This window comes from Candidatus Uhrbacteria bacterium, from assembly GCA_016187485.1.
Taxonomy (GTDB): Bacteria; Patescibacteriota; Patescibacteriia; order UBA9934; family UBA10169; genus JACPJO01.
This window is the reverse complement of sequence record JACPJO010000004.1, coordinates 129,961-149,207: the sequence shown is the minus strand read 5'-3', so window position 1 is coordinate 149,207 and position 19,247 is coordinate 129,961. Positions and strand designations below refer to the sequence as shown.

The following is a 19,247-nucleotide window of genomic DNA, read 5'->3' as shown; positions in this document are numbered from 1 at the left end:
CTATGGATCTCCACTCACCTCTTGGAGACCTTGAACGAGAATTGGGCGTGACATTCAAGAATACGGACATGTTGCGTCAAGCTCTCGTTCACCGGTCCTACCTCAATGAACATCCGGACTTTCCCATCGGGCACAACGAGCGCCTGGAGTTTTTGGGCGACGCGGTGCTTGAGCTTGTCGTCACGGAGCACCTGTATCAGAACTACAATAATCCAGAAGGCGAGCTTACCAACTGGCGCGCGTCGCTTGTAAATGCGGACACGCTCTCGGATATTTGTGCACGGTGGCGGACGGAGGAGTTTCTCTATCTCTCGCGTGGAGAAGCAAAAGATGCCAACTCAAAAGCCCGACGCTATATCTTGGCCAACGCCTGCGAGGCGATCATTGGGGCCATGTATTTGGACCAGGGATGGGAAGTGTCGAAGCAATTTATCTTATCGCATATTCTTGTCGAGCTGCCGAAGATTCTTGAGCTCAAGCTGTACGTAGATCCAAAATCACGATTTCAAGAAGAGGCGCAAGAGCGATTTGCCGTCACGCCGGCATACAAGGTGATTGAAGAATCGGGGCCGGATCATGCCAAGAAGTTTGTGATTGGGGTGTATCTTGGACGCGAGTTGGTGGCCACGGGTGAGGGGACGAGCAAACAAGAAGCACAAGTCTCTGCTGCCCAGAATGCACTAAAAGCAAAAGGATGGGCGGGGTAAAACAAAAATTCTCCGCTTGAACGGAGAATACCTACAACACAGCCCTCCTGCGCTAAAGCTCCGGAGGGCATCCTACGCTCCACCAGCTTTGCTGCTGTCGCGTAGGATGGTGGACGCAAACTAACGATGTTCGAGGGAGGACTCTCAGGCCGCCAGCGCACTCTGGCCGGCTTCGAGCAGCTCCCGCGCTGCGTCCGGTGGAATCTCAGAACCCCGCAACCGGCTGTCGTCGGAGAGCAGGCAGTCGAAGGGGGCTTGGTACTCGATGGATTGGACGGTGCGGTCGACGACGACGATGCGATGGAAGACCCGAGTCAGCAGATCCTTCTTCTCGCGCTCGGTTGGCGCCAGGTCGTAGAAGCGCCGGAGCGCCCCGGCCATCTGTAGCAGGGACTTCACCGCAGCCACGTCCGCGTGGACATCGCGGTCCAGAGCCCGGAGGCAGGCTTCCACCTGGTTGAGTTCCGCCTGGTAACGATCACGGAGCGGCGCATACGCAGCCGCGGGGACCACGCCTCGCACGTAGCCGTCGGTCACCTGCAGGAGCTGGTTTTGCAACAGGCTCTGCTTCGTGCCGAGACTCCGCCGTTCCTCGGTGCACCTTGCTTCCTGCTTTTCGGCAAGATGATCCAGGGCCGCGCTGAGGGACACCACGGTCTCCCGGGGAAGCGAGATGTTCTCCAGCCGCTGCTCCACCTCCGCGTCGAACTGAAGGACGGGGGTGTAGCGTGCGGGACAATGGCGGCCATCGGCATCGGGGTAGCAGCGGTAGTAGGCGCCCTTGGGATGGAGTTCGGCCGTCATCCGGCGCTGGCAGAGCCCGCAGTAGAGAAGCCCTCGCAGGAGGAAGCAGCGGCTGCCCTTCTCGCCCGAGTCGACGCTCCGGCGCTCCTGCACGCTCTGCACGCGAGCCCAGAGACCGCAGACGGATTGGCGAACGTGTACCTCCGAGAGGTGGTGGAGCAGCAGACAGAGCTTCCCGCAGAACAGGTCAACACTCTCCTCCGGTGGGTTGCCCTGCTAGGTACCGTCAATCGGGAAGATGACTCGCAGGTCCAACTCCTGGCCGAGAACGCCGGGCTTCCTGGCATTCCGGCGGCGAGGGCCGCCATCGCGTCCCTCGTACGCAGGCGTGCTCTGTCGGAACGGGGCGCTCGGAACAGGCTGGTGGAGCTGAAGCCCGATGTACTTCGCGATCATGTCCTGCGCACCTGGCTGTTCGTCGATGTCGGAGACAGTGCCGCGTCGCTGCAACCCTCGGAGGCCGCGGAAGCGCTACTGACGGGCGTGCTAGAAGCGTCACTGTCCGGGAATCTGAGTGTTGCAGGACGCGCGGTCCTTGTTTCGCTTGCCAGGAGCGAGAGAATCTTGAGACTAGCAGGACGGCGCGTCGGCCTCCTGGAGCGGTTTGCGTTCGAGTTGCGCGCCGGCATCGAGCGCTGCTCAGCATCTCAGCGGGTGAAAATCGGCGAACTGCTTGAACTTGTGGCCGAGTTCCGGCCCCTGGACTGCGTCGAGCTCTGCAGATGCCTGCGTACTCTCTCCGTAAGGACTGAGTCCGTCGAGTGGCTCTTCGGTGAGCGGAACATCGGCCTCGACGACGTTGTCCTGACGCTCGCCTGGCCGCTCTTCTACGCCGCGATGGGAGCGACGGCGGCGGACGATCCGGATCGAATACTGCAGGAACTCTGCTCGGTGGCCGAAGAGGAGTTCTCAATCGCGTCGAGGCGGGCACGTGGCCTACCGAACGACGGAAAGCGGGCAAAGGACCTCATTGGGAGAACATTGGCAGGCGGCCCGGGGTTTTGGTCAGACTTTGAGGGGTCGGCAACCCGCCTGGGTGTCTGTCTCGTCGAGGATGTAGCGAGGGAGGCCCCCACTCCCGCCCGGGCCAGTGTCCTCAGCGCCCTGCTCGTTCCGGCAACGTCGCTCGAACGGCAGCACACCTGGAGCGAGGGCTTCTCGTTCCACATCCAGACTACGCTGAGCGGGCCCGACAGCCCTGCACGACGGTATCGACAAGGCGTTGTTGCGCTGTCCAAGCGCGTTGCCAAAGGAAGTCGAGGACGGGTTCCGGGGCATGGTCGACAGTCGTCTCGAAGTAGATCGGTGGCGTGACCTGATCATTGCCCGCGAAGACGCACGAACCTTCTTGGCCGACCTTGAGAAGCGCGTTGACGGTGACGATCGCGTCCCCTTTGGCGCCACTCGCGTCAGGTTTCGAAACGCTCGATTCCTGGGAGTTTCCGCTTATCTTACAACTACCTGGGCGATCTCGGACTCAGTTACTGGGCTTGTCGGTCGGGTGCTCTGCACTCCTGAAGCCGGCCGCAACTCGAAGTCGCCTGCGCGGCTGATCTCGCAGTTCATCGTCCGAAAAACATCGAAGCGAGACACCGCTTCGGCGCTCTTCGACTCGATCCGGCAATCGTTCGGCTGGCCTGCTGCCATATCGTATTCGGTCCGAAACCACTTCGTGCATGACGGAGCTCAGGATTCGGGCCTGGACTTCTTCGAGGGTCCGTCGGCAGGGGCAGCCTTCCGCGTCACGCCTTCGTGCTGGGCGAACATCGAGCAGGCGACGCAGGATACGTACGAGGTCAGCACGGCAAATCGACGTCCGAACGTCGCGTGGCCAGCCGATCCTCCGGCGGATCTGCGAGGCGTGCTCGGCGACCCGGCTGGGATCGCGCTCGCCGGCCGCGAGTGCGGCGATGACCTTGATGCGAATCGGGGGCTGAAGCCGGAGCACGAGGTCGCGGCAGACCAGGTCGAGGGCGAGGGTGGGGAGCGGAGAAGTGGAGGTCGGGGCAGGCCGATACAGAGCGGACATGGGGGTTCCTCAAGGTCGCCCGACGGTTGCCGGGCCGCCTGGACAAGGACTCACCGGGAGCCGGCACGGGACAGAGATTCCCGCACCAGCTTGGGGAGCCGGGAAAGTTGAAGAGTTACGTGTGCTTGACAGACGTTGCGGTCTGTGGCCTCAATAGGCTACAAGGGATGCGTCGCGGCCTGCATGTCGCTCTCCTCCGGTGTGTTGCACCGTGGGCGGGTGGAAGGCGGCGGCGCGACAGCATTACCGCGCCGTCTACGCCGCGCAGGCGGGGATTCGGGTGCCTGCCCGAACACCGCGTCGTCGCGACGCTCTCTAGCCCGGTCGGACTTCTGTCCGGCCGGGCGCTTTCGTTCTAGCTAAGGACATGTCTCCGTGGCAAGAGCTTTTCTTGCGAGACTGCTCCGCTTCGGCTATAAACTCTAACCTACTTGACTTACTGTACGTAGACTGGCGATCCCAAACGCGGAGAAGCGGTGTCCACAAAGCCAGCGGTCCCAATCGGTCCAGGTGTTGACTTCCTTGTGCTTGCCGAGGAGCAGAACTTCGCACGGGCGGCCTCGTTACATTTGGGTTCGATCCAAGAGTCCCGTATTCGCACCGCCTCGGTGTAATTGATCTGACGACGACATCGATGTTCGATGTCTACCGATGGTGGCCCATCGCGCACGAAGCCGGGCACTTCGCTGCTCGACATGTCTTCGCTGAGCGGGTTGCGCGGACATCCGAAGGCGCCGGGCGGCTGCTCAACCCGGAGGTGGTTGAGTTCTTGCCAGACCTGTTTGCGTTCGGTATCGGCTTTGAGCTCGATGCCGACCGCTATCTTAAGGGGCTGTTCGGGGTAGTCGCCTCGCAGTACCAGGACTCAGCGCGTTTCGGAGCGGCCGTGGCAACGAGTTGCGCGCGCTTCGCCGCCATGGGAATGGTTACTGGACTCGTTGAGCAATACTCGCCGCGCGAGTTGCTCTCTTGGGGGGCTGCCGAGTTCCTCGAAGCAATGGAGATGATCGCGCGTCCACCCGTGCTGATACTCGGCCGGTGGATCGAGAGACGTTGCACGGATGGCGCGGAGTACTTTGGGTACGTGTGGCGGAGACTCGCTGACAGACTCGTCCAGTCTCGTCGGCGTGTAGTCGCCGATGTCCTGGAATCTCCATATCTCGTGCCTGCTGCAGTCGAAGTCGCCGTCTCGTGTTGCAGGAGTGTGGCGTCGGCTCTCACGACTCTTGGGGCGAGTGATCAGTCTGCCCCCATGCTCCGCAAGGTCCTCCGAGGCGTGATCGCGCCGGCGAGTAGTATTGACTCAACTGGGTCCTCGTCCATTGCCGCCCTGCAGAAGCTCCGGGCAGGCGAGTCGCTGGGTGAGTCGATACCCGGGAGTGTGATTCTCGCTGCCATGACGCGCTACCGGTGGTCGGAGTTCAACGACAACGAGGCGTGGCGACGGGAGAAGGACTCCGGGCGGGCGTTCCAGACAACGGTTGCGGCGCTCCTCAGCCTCTGGCGCCTAAATTCCGCACGGCTGCCGGAGTGGGAGGTCTAGGAGAATGCGAGACGTCAAGGACGATGACCCTGCGGGACTCGCTGAAGTACGGATCATTAGCCGGGATATGCTCAAGTCTGGGATCGCAGAGGAAGGGATCATGGAACGCCTGCTTCTCTCCGTGAGCGTGGGACCCGACGGTGCTACCTTCAGTCGCGTGTTTGGGGCTGACACTGTCGATCCGGCAGCCGTGACCGCAGTGTTGCCATCGGTTGACGATGCGCGCGTTGACTCGCGAGTCCGAGATGGGTTCGTCGCTGCGTCTGTTGCACTGGTGTGTGTAGGCGCCATGCTGCTCGCTGCGGTTACTTTTAGGATGACTGACATCGGGGCAATGCTGTTCGTCGCGGGCGCTGTCTTGCTCCTGGAAGCTCTCCTCGTACTTTTCGTGATCGTGAAGGAGAGGGGACCACTCGCGTAGGGTTGCGTGAAACTGTATGTGCGCTGCGGGAGACTTCGTGTGTTCGAACAAGTCTTGCAATGGATGTCGTTCGCTGTGGTCGTGATCGTCGGCTCCCTGGTCGCTGAACACATAGCGAAACTGGCATTCGAGGGCGCATCCCGCCTAAGTGTGCGGGCCACGCTCGTTGCGATGGAACTCGGGCTGTTCGTCTTTCTAGTCGGGATGCTGCTCAAGACCCTCTGGGGTCACGCACCGCAATCTCACGTGTCTTTCGCCGATGTCGCCGTCAGTGCGTTGATCTTGGTGGGTGCCAATGGCGCGTCCGCCGCTCTGTTGGTCATCGCCACAAACGCGATTCGGCGCCAGCGCGGTCGGATGCGAACTCGCAACGTTTGATTCCTGGGGAGATGGAAACACCCGCATTTAGCGGGTGGGTAGGCCAGTGCCGGATCGACCTAAGGTCGTTTCCGGCGCGGCAGATCCAATCGATGGGACAGGATTATCGCGAAGAGGGCGATCGCGTGGATGAGAAGGTACTGCGAGGACGTGAGGCGCGGGCCGAGCGGAGGGAGTGGTAAGTTCGGAGGGGTGTAGAGTAGGAGTAGCCAGCCAATTGTCATGAGTGCCAACGAACGGATCAGGCGTGCGTATTGCACTCTCATGTGTGCTCCAATGAATGCTGCGGCTTGAACGGCGCGGGTCGCGACACGCTGTCAGGAACCAGTATACTGAACGTATGTTTAGAATACAAGAGCGTGACCGTGACCGGCAGCGTCGCTTGCGTCCTCGTCTATAGAGGGCGCATGGTCGGGGTCAAGGGTCTTCGACCCCTTCTGGTTTTCCAGTTCCATCGCCACCCCGTCGTCGAGCTGGTCGAGACAGGCGGTTGACCGCCGCCCGCAGCGCCTTGCCGTCGGGATGCAGATACCGGCTGGTCGTCAGGATGCTGGTGTGCCCGAGCAGTCGCCGGACTTCTTCGAGGTTCGCGCCGGCGGCGAGAATCTCCGTCGCGAACCCGTGCCGAAGCATGTGCGGCGAGACGTTGAACGAGAAACCGGCCACGCGGCCGAGCGTCGCGACCCGCGCTTCGACGGCTCGACGCGACAGCCGACCGCGGGTCTGCGACAGCAGAAGCGCCGACGAAGTGGCCTCGCCACGAACTTCCAGCCAGGCCGAGAGCGCGTTCCTCGCTGACTCGTTGAGCGGCAACGGCTGGGAGTTGCCACCCTTGCGCTTGACGCCCAAGAGCAGGCCGGCCCGCAGGTCCACCTGGTCCACGTCGAGGGCCACCAGCTCGGCGAGCCGCAGGCCGACATGGAACAGCACCGAGACGAGCGCGGCGTCGCGCGCCGCCGCCCAGGGACTTCGCGCCCGTTCCGTGGCTCGGAGCAACCGCCCGATCTCGGCGCCGGTCAATGCAGGCCGCTCCGACCGGGTGAGCCGGCTCCACGGCACGCCCGCCGTCGGATCTGCGGACGCATGGCCCTTCTCCTTGAGGAACGCGAAAAACCCGGACAGCACGACGAGCTTCCGGTTGCGTGACGCGGCAGCAAGCGGCTGCCCGCGCGGAGTGGGACGGTTGACGTAGTCGACGCCGCCTACCGGTGGCGGGTCTGCGACGCGGGTGCGCAAGGAGATGAATAGCCCTCTTCTTCATACGGTGCTCTACAGGTGACTCTACTCCCTCGTGTGCGATCGTGGTCCGAATTCGTGGTCAGTCATCGCCGACTTGTCCACAGGCGGCTCTGCTGCTGCTGATTCGCCCGTCAACGACGACTTCGCCAACGCACAAGCCCCGCTCATGGCGGGGCTTGTTTGCTGGGGTTCTTGGAGGTTCGAAGTTGTGGTGACTGGTGGGCGCAGGAGGATTCGAACCTCCGACCGTTTGGTTAAGAGCCAACTGCTCTACCAACTGAGCTATGCGCCCACGAAAAAGCAGAGGAAGTATGCCGTGTTCGTTGACCTACGTCAAGATTTCCGCTACAGTTCCTGCGTTTCTTATGCGGCCGTAGCTCAGCTGGATAGAGCGCGTGGCTTCGGACCACGAGGTCGAGGGTTCGACTCCTTCCGGCCGCACCAGACAGGAAAAGTCAAAGAGTTTTGGTTCGCTTCGCTCGGCGACTAATTCGTATTCAATTTTGGGGGAAGAAAATTTTTTAATCATATGCACGGTCTTTATTCAAAAATTCTTAATGAATCGCTCACTACTGACGAAAAGTTTAAAAATATCTCGGACGACAAACTTTCTTCGTTCGAATTGTTTTTCGATGTTCCTTCGTTCCACCCACGAAGTGACGAGATAAAATCATATTCTCTCTCTGTTTCTTCTCTTTCAAAAAATACATTTAATAATTCACAATTGATTTTTTGCGACAAGGGTTTATCAAATACTTTTCTCAAAGATTTTCTCCCGAAAGAAAATGTATTTTTTGAAGAAGCGAGAGAAGAAACCTTTAAAGAATGGGGTTGGCTCAAAAACTTTATTGAACAAAATCGTATCAAAGAAAGCGGAGCGAAAGAGGTTGTTGGAATTGGTGGTGGATTGACACTTAACGTCGCCGCGTATGTTGCCGAGCTGTTGGGTGTTCCGCTTGTGCAAATTCCAACAACCGTAATCGGTATGGCAGATGGAAGCGGTGGAAAGGTTAGGGTAAACATGATTGATAAAGGAAGATTTTTTAAGCACTATTACAAAAGTTTTTACGAGCCAAACCAAATACTTCTCGACCCACGATTTTTAGAAACACTTTCAGAAAGACAAATTTCGACTGGGCTTGGCGAAGTGATAAAACATGCAATTTATCAGTCACAGACACTTCTTGATTTTTTACTTTCACAAGACTTCGACCCGTACACAAATAAAAAATCTTTACTGAAAGTAATTTTGTGGACCGCGACTTTGAAAGCAGTGTGTCTAAAAATCGATGTGGAAGAAAACGCAAACGGCTCGCGGAAAATTTTGAGAGGTGGGCATGAACTTTCTGACCGAATTGAAGAAGACACCCATTTTGAAATTCCACACGGACTCGCCGTCGCAATGGGGATATATCGTGAACTGGAATTAGTAAAAAGTGATTTGTTGCCATTGTTTGTAAAATTTTGTGATAAATTTAAGATTCCGAAGTCGGTCGAAGAATTTAGCTGTTAAAAAGTAGTGATGCAATTCATGAGAAATCCCAGAGGGATTTCTTTTTCGTTTTAGCCTTGACGTGGAGCAAGTAATAACGTACGGTGCGGTGTCAGATCAAGTGATCTGAGTCTGCTCTTTTCCAGGATCCAAACCGAAAGGAGGTGCAGCCGTGAAAGGTGTTTGTGATACCTGCGGACGGCACAGGACTGTCCGTAAAAACCGTAAGATCGGCAAAGCCATCTGTCTGAACTGCTATCAGTGGGCTCGCTACCACGATCCTTCTACTCACGAGAAGTGTTTCATGTGTGGCGAGGTCAAACCGATAGCTGCGCGCAACGAGACCGGCAAAGCCACCTGTTCGAACTGCTATCGCAAAGACCCTTCCAGGTGCGGGGAGTGTTTCACGTGTGGCGAGGTCAAACCGCTGACAATGCACAACGAGACCGGCGAGGCCATCTGTCTGAACTGCTATCAGAGGGCTCGCTACCACGACCCTTCTACTCACGAGAAGTGCTCGGAATGTGGAGAGGTCAAACCGGTGGCTGCGCGCAACGAGACCGGCGGAGCCATCTGTCCGAACTGCAATCAGACGGCTCGTTATCGAGACCCCTCCACGCACGAGAAGTGTTTCGTGTGTGACGAGGTCAAACGAGTGCAGGTTCGCAACGAGACCGGCGAAGCCATCTGTCCGAACTGCTATCGCAAAGACCCTTCCAGGCACGAGAAGTGTTTCGCGTGTGGCGAGGTCAAACGAGTGGAGGTTCGCAACGAGATCGGCAGGGCCGTCTGTCCGAGCTGCTATCGCAAAGACCCCTCCAGGCACGAGAAGTGTTTCATGTGTGGCGAGGTCAAACGAGTGGAGGTTCGCAACGAGACCGGCGAAGCCATCTGTCTGAACTGCTATCACAAAGCTCGTTATCGAGACCCCTCCACGCACGAGAAGTGTTTCACGTGTGGTGAGGTCAAACCGGTGCAGGTTCGCAACGAGACCGGCAAGGCCATCTGCTCCAGTTGCTACCAACGTCAACGGCACGCCAATATGGCCGCTCGCCCCGTCTAGGGATTTTTTCTTCAGTCCCAGGCGGGACTTTTCTTTCTCGGCAGCACCCGAGCGGTCAGGTTTGCGAAACGTCGCAGACGGCGAAATGCGTTCGGACCAATTCAAGAATACTGCACCAGACATCACTATTTCGGAGGCCGGACACGTTCCTTCATCTCATCAGCCAGTAGGCGTCGACGGCACAACTTCAGAAAATGGAGTGTGCCGCCTTTCTTTTGTGTCAAAAGAAGTCGCCTTTGATTTTTATCTACCGGCACGCTACTGTAGCGAACGTCCAGAGCCAGGGGGTTTTGGATACGTTTTTTCCACCAAGAAGGGAGACGGAGCAATGGATACGATGCGGCAGAAGGCCATCCAGTACTACCGGAAAGTTGCTCGTCAGCTTCCGCAGTACGCTCCCACCCGCATGGCGGAACTCGCGCCGGGGGTTGTCGCCGTCGAAGATGCGGCCGGGGAGTGTGACGCCCTCTTCGACGGGGAGCGCTGGGACTACACGAATCCTGAGATCTGGGAAAGCGATCCAGAGACAAAGAGCCTGGCACTCACGGGAGCGGGTCTCAAGGTGCTTGAAGGCTTCGGTGTGGCCATGCGGGTCAGGTCCATCGAGACGATGATGCTCTTTGCGCAAAGCCAACTTTCTCCAAAGCGCCAGACGGCCTGGCACAGCGTTCCGCAGTTCTTCACCTTCTGATCCCCAACCTATCTGGTTGCGGAGGTCAGTACTCACCACGTCCTATGACGTGGTTTCGTATTTTAGTGGCACTCGCCGAAGGGGAGCGTGAGGACGGGGAGTCGTTGCGTAAACGGAGTGAAAACAGTACCATAGTGCCTGTTATGCGTTACTCTCAGATGTTCGGTAAAACCAACAAGATGGCTCCGGCAGACGCGGACTCCACCAACGCGCGGCTTCTTCTTCAAGGCGGATTCGTGAATCAGCTTGCCGCAGGTATCTATACGTATCTGCCGCTTGGACTTCGTGTCCTCGAAAAGGTGAAACGCATTGTGCGCGAAGAAATGAATGCGCTTGGTGCGCAGGAAGTGTTGATGCCAGCCCTCCATCCCAAAGCGCTTTATGACGCGACGGGACGGTGGGACACTATTGACGTGCTTTTCAAGCTGGAGGGTGCCGGCGGAAAAGAATATGCGTTAAGCTCCACGGCCGAGGAGGTCATTACGCCACTTGCGAAGGAATACGTGCGGTCGTATAAGGACTTGCCGCTTGCGCTCTACCAAATTCAGGATAAATTCCGTAACGAACCGCGCGCGAAATCCGGTCTGCTTCGCGGTCGCGAGTTTTCCATGAAGGATTTGTACAGTTTTCATCTCACCGAGGAAGACTTGATGGCCTTCTATGAGAAAGCAAAGCAGGCGTATATGCGCGTCTTCCAACACTGCGGTCTCTCTGCGCTCGTGGTGGCGGCATCCGGCGGCGTGTTCTCCAAACACTCGCACGAATTTCAAGTCCTTACGCCCGCGGGGGAGGACCACGTATACATTGATCGGCAAACAGGTGAGGCATTCAACCGCGAAATTGTGCCAGAGGCAGATTGGGAGAATACAAAAAAGTACGACATCCAAAAATGTATCGAGGTGGGAAATATTTTTCCTCTGAAGACGCGATTTTCTGACGCGTGTGGATTTCAGGTGGCAGGACCGGACGGTAAAATGCTCCCTGTGCTTATGGGTTGTTACGGCATTGGTCCGTCGCGTGTTCTGGGCTCCATTGTAGAGGTGCATCATGACGAGCGCGGCATGTGTTGGCCAAAGTCCGTGTCGCCGTTCCACGTGCATCTGGTAAGTTTACGGGCGAAAGACCCTGTCCTTGCCGAAGAGCTTGAGGTGACGGCGGCATCGCTTCATGATGAGCTGGAGAAGCAAGGGATCGAGGTTTTGTGGGATGATCGTGCCGATCTTTCAGCGGGAGAAAAATTTGCCGATGCCGATTTGATTGGGCTGCCCCTGCGCCTGGTGCTTTCAGAGCGCACCATGAAAGAGCAGTCGGTTGAGTGGAAACGTCGTATGGCAGAAGAGGCGCAGATGGTGCGGCTCGATGATGTTCTTGAAGACATCCAAACATTTTTACGCGAGGTATGATTCAGGAAGAACATGACAATATTGAGCGCGTAGCGATCATGCGTGCGGCAGGCATGGATCCGTACCCAGCGGAGGTTTTTCGCACGCATACGATCGGGTCTGTTCTTCTGGACTTCGATGGACTTTCCTTGCGCGGGCAAGCAGTGACGGTGGCGGGGCGCGTGCGGCTTATCCGCAAGCATGGCGGCCTTACTTTTGGGCATGTGGAAGACGAGACGGGGCGCATCCAGTTTGCGCTCAAACGGGACGTGGTGGGCGAGGTGGCCTACGATCAGTTCCATCAATTTTTTACGATGGGGGATTTTATTGAAGTAACGGGCACACTTTTTAAGACGAAAACAGCAGAAATGACGATCTCCGTCACGCTCTCTCGCATGCTTGCAAAGGCCCTCCTTCCGCTTCCGGAAAAGTGGCATGGTCTTGCCGATCCCGAAGCGCGTATGCGCCAGCGTTATTTGGATTTTCTCACCAATCCTCTCGCGAAGGATTATATCCGCAAGCGCGCGGCTATTATGAGGGCCCTGCGAAATGTTCTGGAAGAGGAGGGTTTTTTGGATGTCGAGACGCCCACGCTGCAACCGATCTATGGGGGCGGATTTGCCCGTCCGTTTACAACGCATCATAACGCACTTGGCGCGGACTTTTATCTGCGCATCTCCGACGAGATGTATTTGAAACGTCTGATTGTTGGCGGTTTTGAAAAAGTCTACGAAATTACGAAAGTGTTCCGCAATGAAGGGATCGACCGCGATCACAATCCGGAGTTCACCATGTTTGAAGCGCAGGCTGCATACAAAGATTACCGGTGGGGCATGGACATCTTTGAGCGGTTGTTTGAAGAATCTGCCAAGCGCGCGCTTGGCACAACCGACATCGTGCACGAAGAGGCTGTGATTTCTGTGGCGCGTCCGTGGAAGCGCATGACGATGGTGGAAGCCATTCACGCGGTGACAGGCGAAGATGTGCTTGGCTGGAACGAAGTGGATCTCGCAAAAGCATCTGCGCGTAAATGTCTTACAGAAAAAGGGCGTGCAGAGTTGGATAAGCTTCACCGTATCGGAGAAGTGATCGGGCTGTTGTTTGAAGACCAAGTGGAGGAGCAGCTTATCCAACCCACAATCGTTTATGATTATCCCGTGGAGACATCTCCGCTTGCAAAGCGCTGTGAAGATCCTCGGTTTGTGCAGCGCTTCGAGGCGTTTGCGCTTGGGATGGAAGTTGGCAACAACTATACGGAGTTAAATGATCCGCAGGATCTTTGGCAGAGATTTGTAGAGGAAAAGAAAAAAGAAGAGGCAGGCTTCGACGAAGCCCACCAAACCGACGAGGATTATCTAGAAGCAATCAAACACGGATTCCCGCCCACGTGCGGGCTTGGCATTGGCTTCGACCGCATGGTCATGTTGCTTACGGGTGCCAAAAACATCAAAGAGGTGATGGCGTTCCCGACGCTCCGCCCGAAGGAGGAGTAGGGAGAGGGGCAGAGGCTGAACCGATCCCGCGGGATTTCCCCGCGGCTTTTAATGTGTCCTTAAGGGCCTTGCCTGCTTTAAACTTTGGAACAAACACGGGAGGAATCGTAATTTGTTCTTTGGGGTCTTGTGGGTTGACGCCAATGCGTCCCGCGCGCGTGCGTGCGCTGAACGTGCCGAATCCGGCAATAGTCACCTCGCCTCCTTCTGCGAGCGTAGCCGTGGTAATAGCCTCAAAAGCTTCGATGAAATCCTCTGCCTGTTTCTTTTGGATATTGAGGCGCTCGGCGATCTTCATGGCGAGTTCGGCTTTGTTCATAAATAGTCATTATTTTGCCCAAGTATAGCTCACTTAAGGAATCTCGACAATCTCCCGTAGACGGAGAATATCTTTGGCGCGCCTGCTCGTTTCATCGAGGGTAACCAGCAGAGCATTTACCTCGGCCGGGCCATTTTCCGGGGGAACAAGCTGGGATTTTTTCTTGTCCTTCATGAGCGCGAGAGCCAAGTCGTACCGGATACCGATAGACTCGTTATGGGCCCCGCTCATCCCCACGTCGGTCGCAAAGGCTGTACCCCGCGGGAGAAGGCGTTGGTCGGCAGAAGGTACGTGTGTATGCGTACCCCAGACGGCTGTTGCACGTCCATCGAGGTATTTTCCAAGAAGCGCTTTTTCCGAGGTGGCCTCTGCGTGGACGTCTACAAGCACGATAGCTTCGGGGGGAATCTTTTCGAGAGCTTCATCAACAGCCGCAAACGGCGAGGGGTATGCGTCTTTGAAAAAAGCTTGTCCCATCAAGTTGAGAATAGCAAAGGATGTCTCTCCGCGCTCCACGAGACGTGCGCCAACTCCCGGCACGGTGCGGACTTCGTTCAGGGGCCGGACGAACATGGGTGAAAGTTCTGGATCGGCAAACACGTCCGCATAAGCCGGTTTATCCCAGAGGTGGTTCCCCCCTGTGAGCACGTTTATACCCATGTCGTGCATTTCACGCACTGTTTTTGTGGTGATGCCCGCCCCGTGGGCGAGGTTTTCTGCATTAGCCAGAATCAGCGCGGGGGTATAGTGCTCACGCCACTTGGGAAGAACAAGACGAACCGCTTCGCGGCCAATTTTTCCCACGACGTCCCCAAAGACGAGGATCGTCATACACTACCGGGCGTACTCAACGACGCGCGTTTCGCGGATCAGGGTGATTTTCACCTCGCCGGGATATTGCAGTTCTGCCTCGATCTTTTTAGCGATGTCGCTTGCAAGACGGAAGGCGGTTAAGTCGTCAATGAGCTTCGGCTCCACGAACACACGCACTTCGCGCCCCGCTTGGATGGCGTAGACTTTCTCCACGCCGTCAAATGAGGAAGCGGTTTTCTCGAGTGCTTCCATACGCTGGATAAATTGTTCCAGCGAATTCTTGCGCGCGCCGGGTCTCGCTCCCGAAATCGCGTCTGCCGCCTTTACGATGGCGCCCTCGATGGTGCGCGGGCGATCCTCGTGATGCGCGATCGATTGATAGCAAAGCTCTTCGGGCCAACCGAACTTTTTCAATATGTTATAACCAATCTCGGGGTGTGCTCCCTGCATATCATGATCCACCGCTTTGCCGATGTCGTGAAAGAGCCCGCCCTTTTTGCAGTTGAACACATCGGCGCCGAGCTCCGCTCCCATCAGACCTGCAAGAGTGGCAACTTCTATGGAGTGTTGAAGCGCATTCTGGCCGTAGCTGGTCCGGAATTTCATGCGTCCAAGAATCTGTACCAGCTTTGGATCAATGGAGGAGACGGGAATACCAAGTTCGACCAGAGCTTCTTCGCCTGCTTTGCGGATTTCCTTTGAGAGCGTCTGCTTTGCGTTTTTCACGGCCTCCTCAATGCGTGCCGGTTGAATACGGCCGTCCTTGATGAGTTCCTCAAGCGCAAGTTTGGCGACCTGCCGGCGGATAGGAGAGAAACAAGAGATGGTGATCATGTTGGGCGTCTCGTCCACGATGATTTCGGTGCCCGTCATGAGTTCAACGGTTTTAATGTTGCGCCCCTCTTTACCGATAATGCGTCCTTTCATTTCATCCGAAGGAAGTTCCACGCTTGACGTTGTAGTGTCCACCGACTGGCCAGCGGCGAATCGCGTGATAGCCAACGACAGAATCTGCCGGCTTTTCGCCTCGATCTCCTCTTCGTTTACTTGTTCGAGTTTTCGCAGACGGCTTGCGAGAGCATTGCTGTACTCTGCCTGCACGGATTGCTCGAGCCGTGCAATAGCCTCTTCCTTCGTCAGTCCGGAAACCTCTTGGAGCTTTGCCACCTCCTCGGCTTTCACGCGCTCGATCTCTCCTCGTGTTTCCTCCAATCGTTTTGTCTCCTCGTCTAATCGATGTTTGTTGTCTTCAAGCGCGGTGGATTTGCGGTCAAGCTCGGTGAGTTTTTGATCGAACGAAGCTTCGCGTTTTTCCAAACGAGATTGCAATTCGGTAATCTCACTTCGACGGCGTGCTTCGTCCTTTTTTCCCTCATCAATAATCGCGAGAGCCTTCTCGCGTGCTTTGATGAGCGCTTCTTGCTCGCGCACTTTTACGTCCGCCAGGATTTTCTCGGCCTGCGCTTCGGCGGTAGCGATTTTTTTACCGGCTGTGACACGCCGGAGGAAAAACCCAACTACCCCTCCGGCAAGAAGGGCGATAACGACAGATCCAATAATTTGTGGGGACATACGAACACGGAGTGTTCGCACGCAAAAGACACAAGGCGCAGGCCCGCAATCACGAAAGGGACAGAGTGTTCCACGGGGAGAAAGCGAGAGAAATCATAGCGTCTGAAGCAGTCTTCAACAAGCGAACAGGCTCCAAAAAACATCAAGAATTACAGCCGGATGATACCAAAAGCTACCTTGCTGCGTCAACGGGGTGGGCATCCCTTGCCATATACGGCCCAATGCGCGTGCGCCGGAGGACGGATACGTAGGCCTCGGTCCCCAGCGCGTGCCCGAGGTCTCGGGCAAGGGCGCGAATATAGGTGCCGCTGCTACACTCTATACAGACGTGAAGTTTGGTCGTGCCGTCTTTGAGAGCGAGGGGAGGAGAGAGAAGAACAAATGTTTTTACGTGCACGGCGCGTGGCTTGCGCTCGATTTCTTTTCCGACGCGCGCGAGCTCGTAGAGTTTCTTTCCCCCTATTTTGATTGCCGAGTACATTGGCGGAACTTGCGCAAGGTTGCCCGTCAGAGACTGCAAAGCTGTTTCGATCTGTGCTGAAGAGAGGGAGGGGGCGCCAAGCACTTCCACGGGGCCTTCAGGATCAAGCGTCTGCGAGCGCGCGCCGAGAATGATTTCCGCCTCGTACTCTTTGTCGAGCCCAACGTACGCGGAAAGCGTTTTTGTGGTCTCGCGTCCTACGGCCACGATCAAAAGACCCGTGGCAAAGGGATCGAGCGTACCGGCATGCCCAATGCGCCGCTCGCCTGTTTGGCGCCGCAGGACGTCAATCACGTCGTGCGACGTCATTCCTGCGGGCTTGTCGATGAGGAGGATTCCTTGCGGAAGCATAACGTGGTCAGGATACCGGAGGGTTGACCGCACCGCAAATTTTGGCTATTCTTCGCGCACATGAATATTACGGAACTCGCTCGCCGTCTGAATGCTACGCCCGAAGAGCTCTACCGCCGTCTGCCCGAGCTCGGGTTTAGCATTGGACGCCGTGCGATTAAGGTGGACAATCGCATCGCGAGCCAGATTCAAAACGCGTGGAGCGAGATGCGCCGTCGCGAGCGACTTAAGGAACGCATGGAGGCGCAAAAAGCAACGCAGGAACGCAAAGAAGTGGTGAAGGACAAAAACGTAACGCTTCCTCCGGTGCTTACGGTACGGGAGTTTGCGGAACGTCTGCAACTTCCCATTGCGCGCGTCATGCAAGAACTTATGCGCGCGGGCATCTTGGCTTCGCTTAATGAGAACATTGACTTTGATACGGCGGCTATTCTTGCGGGCGATCTTGGTTATGAGGCGACGCGCGAGGCGACGACATCCGAAACATCGAAGGCCGAAGAGGTGGAACATCAACATCTGGAAGAAGTGCTTCGGGAAAGCCGCGCGGCAGGGAGCGCACGCTCGCCAGTTGTCGTGGTGATGGGACACGTCGACCACGGAAAGACGAAACTATTGGACGCGATTCGCAAAACCGACGTGGTAGCGACCGAAGCTGGCGGTATTACCCAGCACATCGGCGCTTACCAAGTGGAGTATCAGAGCAAAGAAGGGGGAAAGTCTCCCCTCACGTTTATTGATACCCCGGGCCACGAAGCGTTTACCGTGATGCGCTCGCGTGGCGCCAAGGTGGCAGACATCGCCATTCTGGTGATCGCGGCGGACGATGGCATTCGCCCGCAGACTATCGAGGCGCTCGACATCATTCTGGCGGCCAAGATGCCGTTTGTGGTCGCGATCAACAAAATTGACGTGCCGGGTGCCGACGTACAGCGGGTGCTTACGCAATTGTCGGAGCGTAATCTTTTGCCCGATGAGTGGGGCGGCAAAGTGATTACCGTGCCTCTCTCCGCCAAGCAGGGAACAAACATCGATAAACTTCTCGACATGGTTTTGCTTGTGGCCGAAATGGAAAAAGAAACCATTAGCGCGAATCCCGCTACGTCGGCTGTGGGAACGATCATTGACTCGCATATTGATAAGGGGCAGGGGCCGGTGGCAACGGTGCTTGTGCAGTCGGGGACGCTTCGCGTGGGCGACGTGCTTGGAATCCGTGGTGTCCACTATGGCAAAGTCCGCGCTATGAAAAATTGGCGCATGGTTGAGGTGAAGGAAGCCCCCCCATCAACACCTGTGAAAGTGCTTGGTTGGAAGACGACGCCGTCGGTGGGGGATATTATGGAGGTGGCGGAGAATGAAAAAATCCTGCGCCGCGAGAAGTTTGAGCACTCTGCAGGGTCCGGCCAGCTTGTGGAGATGACGGCTTCCAAGATCTCCGGTACGACGGAACAAGGAGAGAAGAAGCTGCTTCCCGTGCTGGTGAAAGCGGATGTTCTTGGATCGCTCGAGGCCCTGCTTGGACTCTTCGACCGTATTGAGCACCCCGATGTGGGGGTGACGGTGGTGTCGCGTGGACTGGGCAATGTGACGGAATCGGATGTGCAAAACGCCGAAGCATCCCATGCGATTGTCTATGCGTTTGGTGTCGCGCCTACGCCGGGGGCGGAAGCATTTGCCCGGGACAAAAAAGTAGAACTGTTTGTAGAGAAAATCATCTATAAAATTGTCGAGGATGTGCTCCGCCGTTTGCAGGAGATGCTTCCGGACGCCTATGTCATCCGCGAGCTTGGCGATATGGAGGTTCTCGCGGCGTTTCGTAAAATCGAACACGGATGGATTGTGGGCGGGCGTCTCAAAAACGGGACGGCGAAACCCGGAGCCAAGATGCGCATGTTCCGCGGCACGGAAATTATCGGAGAAGGTAGTGTGCTTGAAATGAAGACGGGGGCCAGAGTTGTGAAGTCCGTTCAACCGGGCGAGGAGTTCGGTATTTCCTATAAAGGAAAGGTAAAAGCGGAACCCGGTGACCGTGTAGAGTTTTACGAAGAAGAGTATCAGGGTCGCAAACTGGAAATCCCCGGATTTGCTTCTCGATAAGTGTGTTGCACCCCGCAGAGGTTTGGATTACCATACCTCTGCTTTTTATTTTCCTCTATGCCTCTCACTCTTACCTCGCAGAACTTTACTCAAGAAGTGCTCCAAGCTTCAGGGCCGGTGCTCGTGGATTTTTGGGCGCCGTGGTGCGGCCCGTGCAAAGTGGTTGGTCCCATTGTGGAGGAAGTGGCAAAAGACCTCGCAGGAAAGCTTACCGTGGGGAAAGTGAACGTGGATGAACAAGGGGACTTGGCACAGCAATTCAATATTCTTTCCATTCCAACGTTTCTTATTTTCAAGGGTGGCCGAGTAGTTGAGCAATTTTCCGGCGCCGTGAGTAAAGAGCAGATGATGGAGAAGGTTTCTGCACACGTCTAG

The 19,247-nt window shown here is 56.6% G+C and carries 18 protein-coding genes and 2 tRNA genes; 12 read left to right on the top strand and 8 right to left on the bottom strand.

All coding sequences use genetic code 11. The features are described 5' to 3' along the window. Positions 1-2: 2 nt before the first annotated feature. The gene (gene rnc / locus HYW18_02145; GenBank protein ID MBI2484928.1) at positions 3-707 is read left to right on the top strand and encodes a ribonuclease III; all 705 of its coding nucleotides are present in this window, start codon (positions 3-5) and stop codon (positions 705-707) included. 144 nt (positions 708-851) lie between these two features. On the opposite strand, the gene HYW18_02140 is transcribed toward rnc, so the two are convergent. After that, positions 852-1,613, bottom strand: coding sequence for a recombinase zinc beta ribbon domain-containing protein (locus HYW18_02140; protein ID MBI2484927.1), 762 nt, complete (start codon positions 1,611-1,613; stop codon positions 852-854). On the opposite strand from HYW18_02140, the gene HYW18_02135 reads away from it, so the two are divergent. The 4 genes from HYW18_02135 (at position 1,494) to HYW18_02120 (ending at position 5,882) form a co-directional block, all read left to right on the top strand. Further along, positions 1,494-2,825: a hypothetical protein gene (locus HYW18_02135; protein ID MBI2484926.1), complete on the top strand. Its 1,332-nt coding sequence runs from the start codon at positions 1,494-1,496 to the stop codon at positions 2,823-2,825. The two genes, HYW18_02140 and HYW18_02135, sit on opposite strands and share 120 nt — an antisense overlap. A gap of 1,349 nt (positions 2,826-4,174) precedes the next feature. Beyond that, on the top strand, positions 4,175-5,083 hold the full coding sequence (locus HYW18_02130) for a hypothetical protein (protein ID MBI2484925.1): 909 nt from the start codon (positions 4,175-4,177) through the stop codon (positions 5,081-5,083). A gap of 67 nt (positions 5,084-5,150) precedes the next feature. Next, positions 5,151-5,504, top strand: a complete 354-nt coding sequence (locus HYW18_02125; protein ID MBI2484924.1) for a hypothetical protein — start codon at positions 5,151-5,153, stop codon at positions 5,502-5,504. 39 nt (positions 5,505-5,543) lie between these two features. Beyond that, a complete protein-coding gene (locus HYW18_02120; protein ID MBI2484923.1) occupies positions 5,544-5,882 on the top strand; it encodes a hypothetical protein in 339 nt (112 codons plus the stop codon). Between the two features lie 417 nt (positions 5,883-6,299). Here the strand turns inward: HYW18_02120 and HYW18_02115 are convergent, their stop codons facing one another. Both HYW18_02115 and HYW18_02110 read right to left on the bottom strand, forming a co-directional pair. Continuing rightward, a complete protein-coding gene (locus HYW18_02115) occupies positions 6,300-7,118 on the bottom strand; it encodes a tyrosine-type recombinase/integrase (protein MBI2484922.1) in 819 nt (272 codons plus the stop codon). Positions 7,119-7,337: 219 nt separating this feature from the next. Further along, positions 7,338-7,413: transfer RNA gene (locus tag HYW18_02110), tRNA-Lys, on the bottom strand. A gap of 75 nt (positions 7,414-7,488) precedes the next feature. On the opposite strand from HYW18_02110, the gene HYW18_02105 reads away from it, so the two are divergent. Next, a tRNA-Arg gene (locus tag HYW18_02105) sits at positions 7,489-7,565 on the top strand. An 85-nt stretch (positions 7,566-7,650) separates the two neighbouring features. Continuing rightward, a complete protein-coding gene (locus HYW18_02100) occupies positions 7,651-8,634 on the top strand; it encodes a hypothetical protein (protein MBI2484921.1) in 984 nt (327 codons plus the stop codon). 91 nt (positions 8,635-8,725) lie between these two features. Here HYW18_02100 and HYW18_02095 read toward each other — a convergent pair whose 3' ends face one another. Further along, complete coding sequence (locus tag HYW18_02095) at positions 8,726-9,799, bottom strand: hypothetical protein (protein MBI2484920.1); 1,074 nt, start codon at positions 9,797-9,799, stop codon at positions 8,726-8,728. Between the two features lie 94 nt (positions 9,800-9,893). Between HYW18_02095 and HYW18_02090 the strand changes: the two genes are divergently transcribed. The 3 genes from HYW18_02090 to lysS are packed head-to-tail and all read left to right on the top strand — an operon-like array spanning position 9,894 to position 13,242. Beyond that, the gene (locus tag HYW18_02090) at positions 9,894-10,367 is read left to right on the top strand and encodes a hypothetical protein (protein ID MBI2484919.1); all 474 of its coding nucleotides are present in this window, start codon (positions 9,894-9,896) and stop codon (positions 10,365-10,367) included. 44 nt (positions 10,368-10,411) lie between these two features. Continuing rightward, positions 10,412-11,770, top strand: coding sequence for a hypothetical protein (locus HYW18_02085; protein ID MBI2484918.1), 1,359 nt, complete (start codon positions 10,412-10,414; stop codon positions 11,768-11,770). Next, on the top strand, positions 11,767-13,242 hold the full coding sequence (lysS, locus tag HYW18_02080) for a lysine--tRNA ligase (GenBank protein MBI2484917.1): 1,476 nt from the start codon (positions 11,767-11,769) through the stop codon (positions 13,240-13,242). The genes HYW18_02085 and lysS overlap by 4 nt, the downstream gene beginning before the upstream one ends. Here lysS and HYW18_02075 read toward each other — a convergent pair. From HYW18_02075 to truB, 4 genes are all read right to left on the bottom strand, one after another. After that, complete coding sequence (locus tag HYW18_02075) at positions 13,196-13,561, bottom strand: HU family DNA-binding protein (protein MBI2484916.1); 366 nt, start codon at positions 13,559-13,561, stop codon at positions 13,196-13,198. The genes lysS and HYW18_02075 overlap by 47 nt on opposite strands. A gap of 33 nt (positions 13,562-13,594) precedes the next feature. Then, positions 13,595-14,392, bottom strand: a complete 798-nt coding sequence (locus HYW18_02070; GenBank protein ID MBI2484915.1) for a YmdB family metallophosphoesterase — start codon at positions 14,390-14,392, stop codon at positions 13,595-13,597. 3 nt (positions 14,393-14,395) lie between these two features. Further along, on the bottom strand, positions 14,396-15,946 hold the full coding sequence (gene rny, locus HYW18_02065) for a ribonuclease Y (GenBank protein ID MBI2484914.1): 1,551 nt from the start codon (positions 15,944-15,946) through the stop codon (positions 14,396-14,398). A gap of 172 nt (positions 15,947-16,118) precedes the next feature. Further along, the gene (truB, locus tag HYW18_02060) at positions 16,119-16,778 is read right to left on the bottom strand and encodes a tRNA pseudouridine(55) synthase TruB (GenBank protein ID MBI2484913.1); all 660 of its coding nucleotides are present in this window, start codon (positions 16,776-16,778) and stop codon (positions 16,119-16,121) included. Between the two features lie 60 nt (positions 16,779-16,838). Between truB and HYW18_02055 the strand changes: the two genes are divergently transcribed. Both HYW18_02055 and trxA read left to right on the top strand, forming a co-directional pair. Next, complete coding sequence (locus HYW18_02055; protein MBI2484912.1) at positions 16,839-18,872, top strand: translation initiation factor IF-2; 2,034 nt, start codon at positions 16,839-16,841, stop codon at positions 18,870-18,872. A 57-nt stretch (positions 18,873-18,929) separates the two neighbouring features. Then, the gene (gene trxA, locus HYW18_02050; protein MBI2484911.1) at positions 18,930-19,247 is read left to right on the top strand and encodes a thioredoxin; all 318 of its coding nucleotides are present in this window, start codon (positions 18,930-18,932) and stop codon (positions 19,245-19,247) included.

Bases quoted from the DNA above. Each gene is read 5' to 3' on its own strand.
- rnc (MBI2484928.1), top strand. From the start codon at position 3: ATGGATCTCCACTCACCTCTTGGAGACCTTGAACGAGAATTGGGCGTG.
- HYW18_02135 (MBI2484926.1), top strand. From the start codon at position 1,494: ATGGAGTTCGGCCGTCATCCGGCGCTGGCAGAGCCCGCAGTAGAGAAG.
- HYW18_02130 (MBI2484925.1), top strand. From the start codon at position 4,175: ATGTTCGATGTCTACCGATGGTGGCCCATCGCGCACGAAGCCGGGCAC.
- HYW18_02125 (MBI2484924.1), top strand. From the start codon at position 5,151: ATGCTCAAGTCTGGGATCGCAGAGGAAGGGATCATGGAACGCCTGCTT.
- HYW18_02100 (MBI2484921.1), top strand. From the start codon at position 7,651: ATGCACGGTCTTTATTCAAAAATTCTTAATGAATCGCTCACTACTGAC.
- HYW18_02095 (MBI2484920.1), bottom strand. From the start codon at position 9,799: ATGTCTGGTGCAGTATTCTTGAATTGGTCCGAACGCATTTCGCCGTCT.
- HYW18_02085 (MBI2484918.1), top strand. From the start codon at position 10,412: ATGACGTGGTTTCGTATTTTAGTGGCACTCGCCGAAGGGGAGCGTGAG.
- lysS (MBI2484917.1), top strand. From the start codon at position 11,767: ATGATTCAGGAAGAACATGACAATATTGAGCGCGTAGCGATCATGCGT.
- HYW18_02075 (MBI2484916.1), bottom strand. From the start codon at position 13,561: ATGAACAAAGCCGAACTCGCCATGAAGATCGCCGAGCGCCTCAATATC.
- HYW18_02070 (MBI2484915.1), bottom strand. From the start codon at position 14,392: ATGACGATCCTCGTCTTTGGGGACGTCGTGGGAAAAATTGGCCGCGAA.
- rny (MBI2484914.1), bottom strand. From the start codon at position 15,946: ATGTCCCCACAAATTATTGGATCTGTCGTTATCGCCCTTCTTGCCGGA.
- truB (MBI2484913.1), bottom strand. From the start codon at position 16,778: ATGCTTCCGCAAGGAATCCTCCTCATCGACAAGCCCGCAGGAATGACG.
- HYW18_02055 (MBI2484912.1), top strand. From the start codon at position 16,839: ATGAATATTACGGAACTCGCTCGCCGTCTGAATGCTACGCCCGAAGAG.
- trxA (MBI2484911.1), top strand. From the start codon at position 18,930: ATGCCTCTCACTCTTACCTCGCAGAACTTTACTCAAGAAGTGCTCCAA.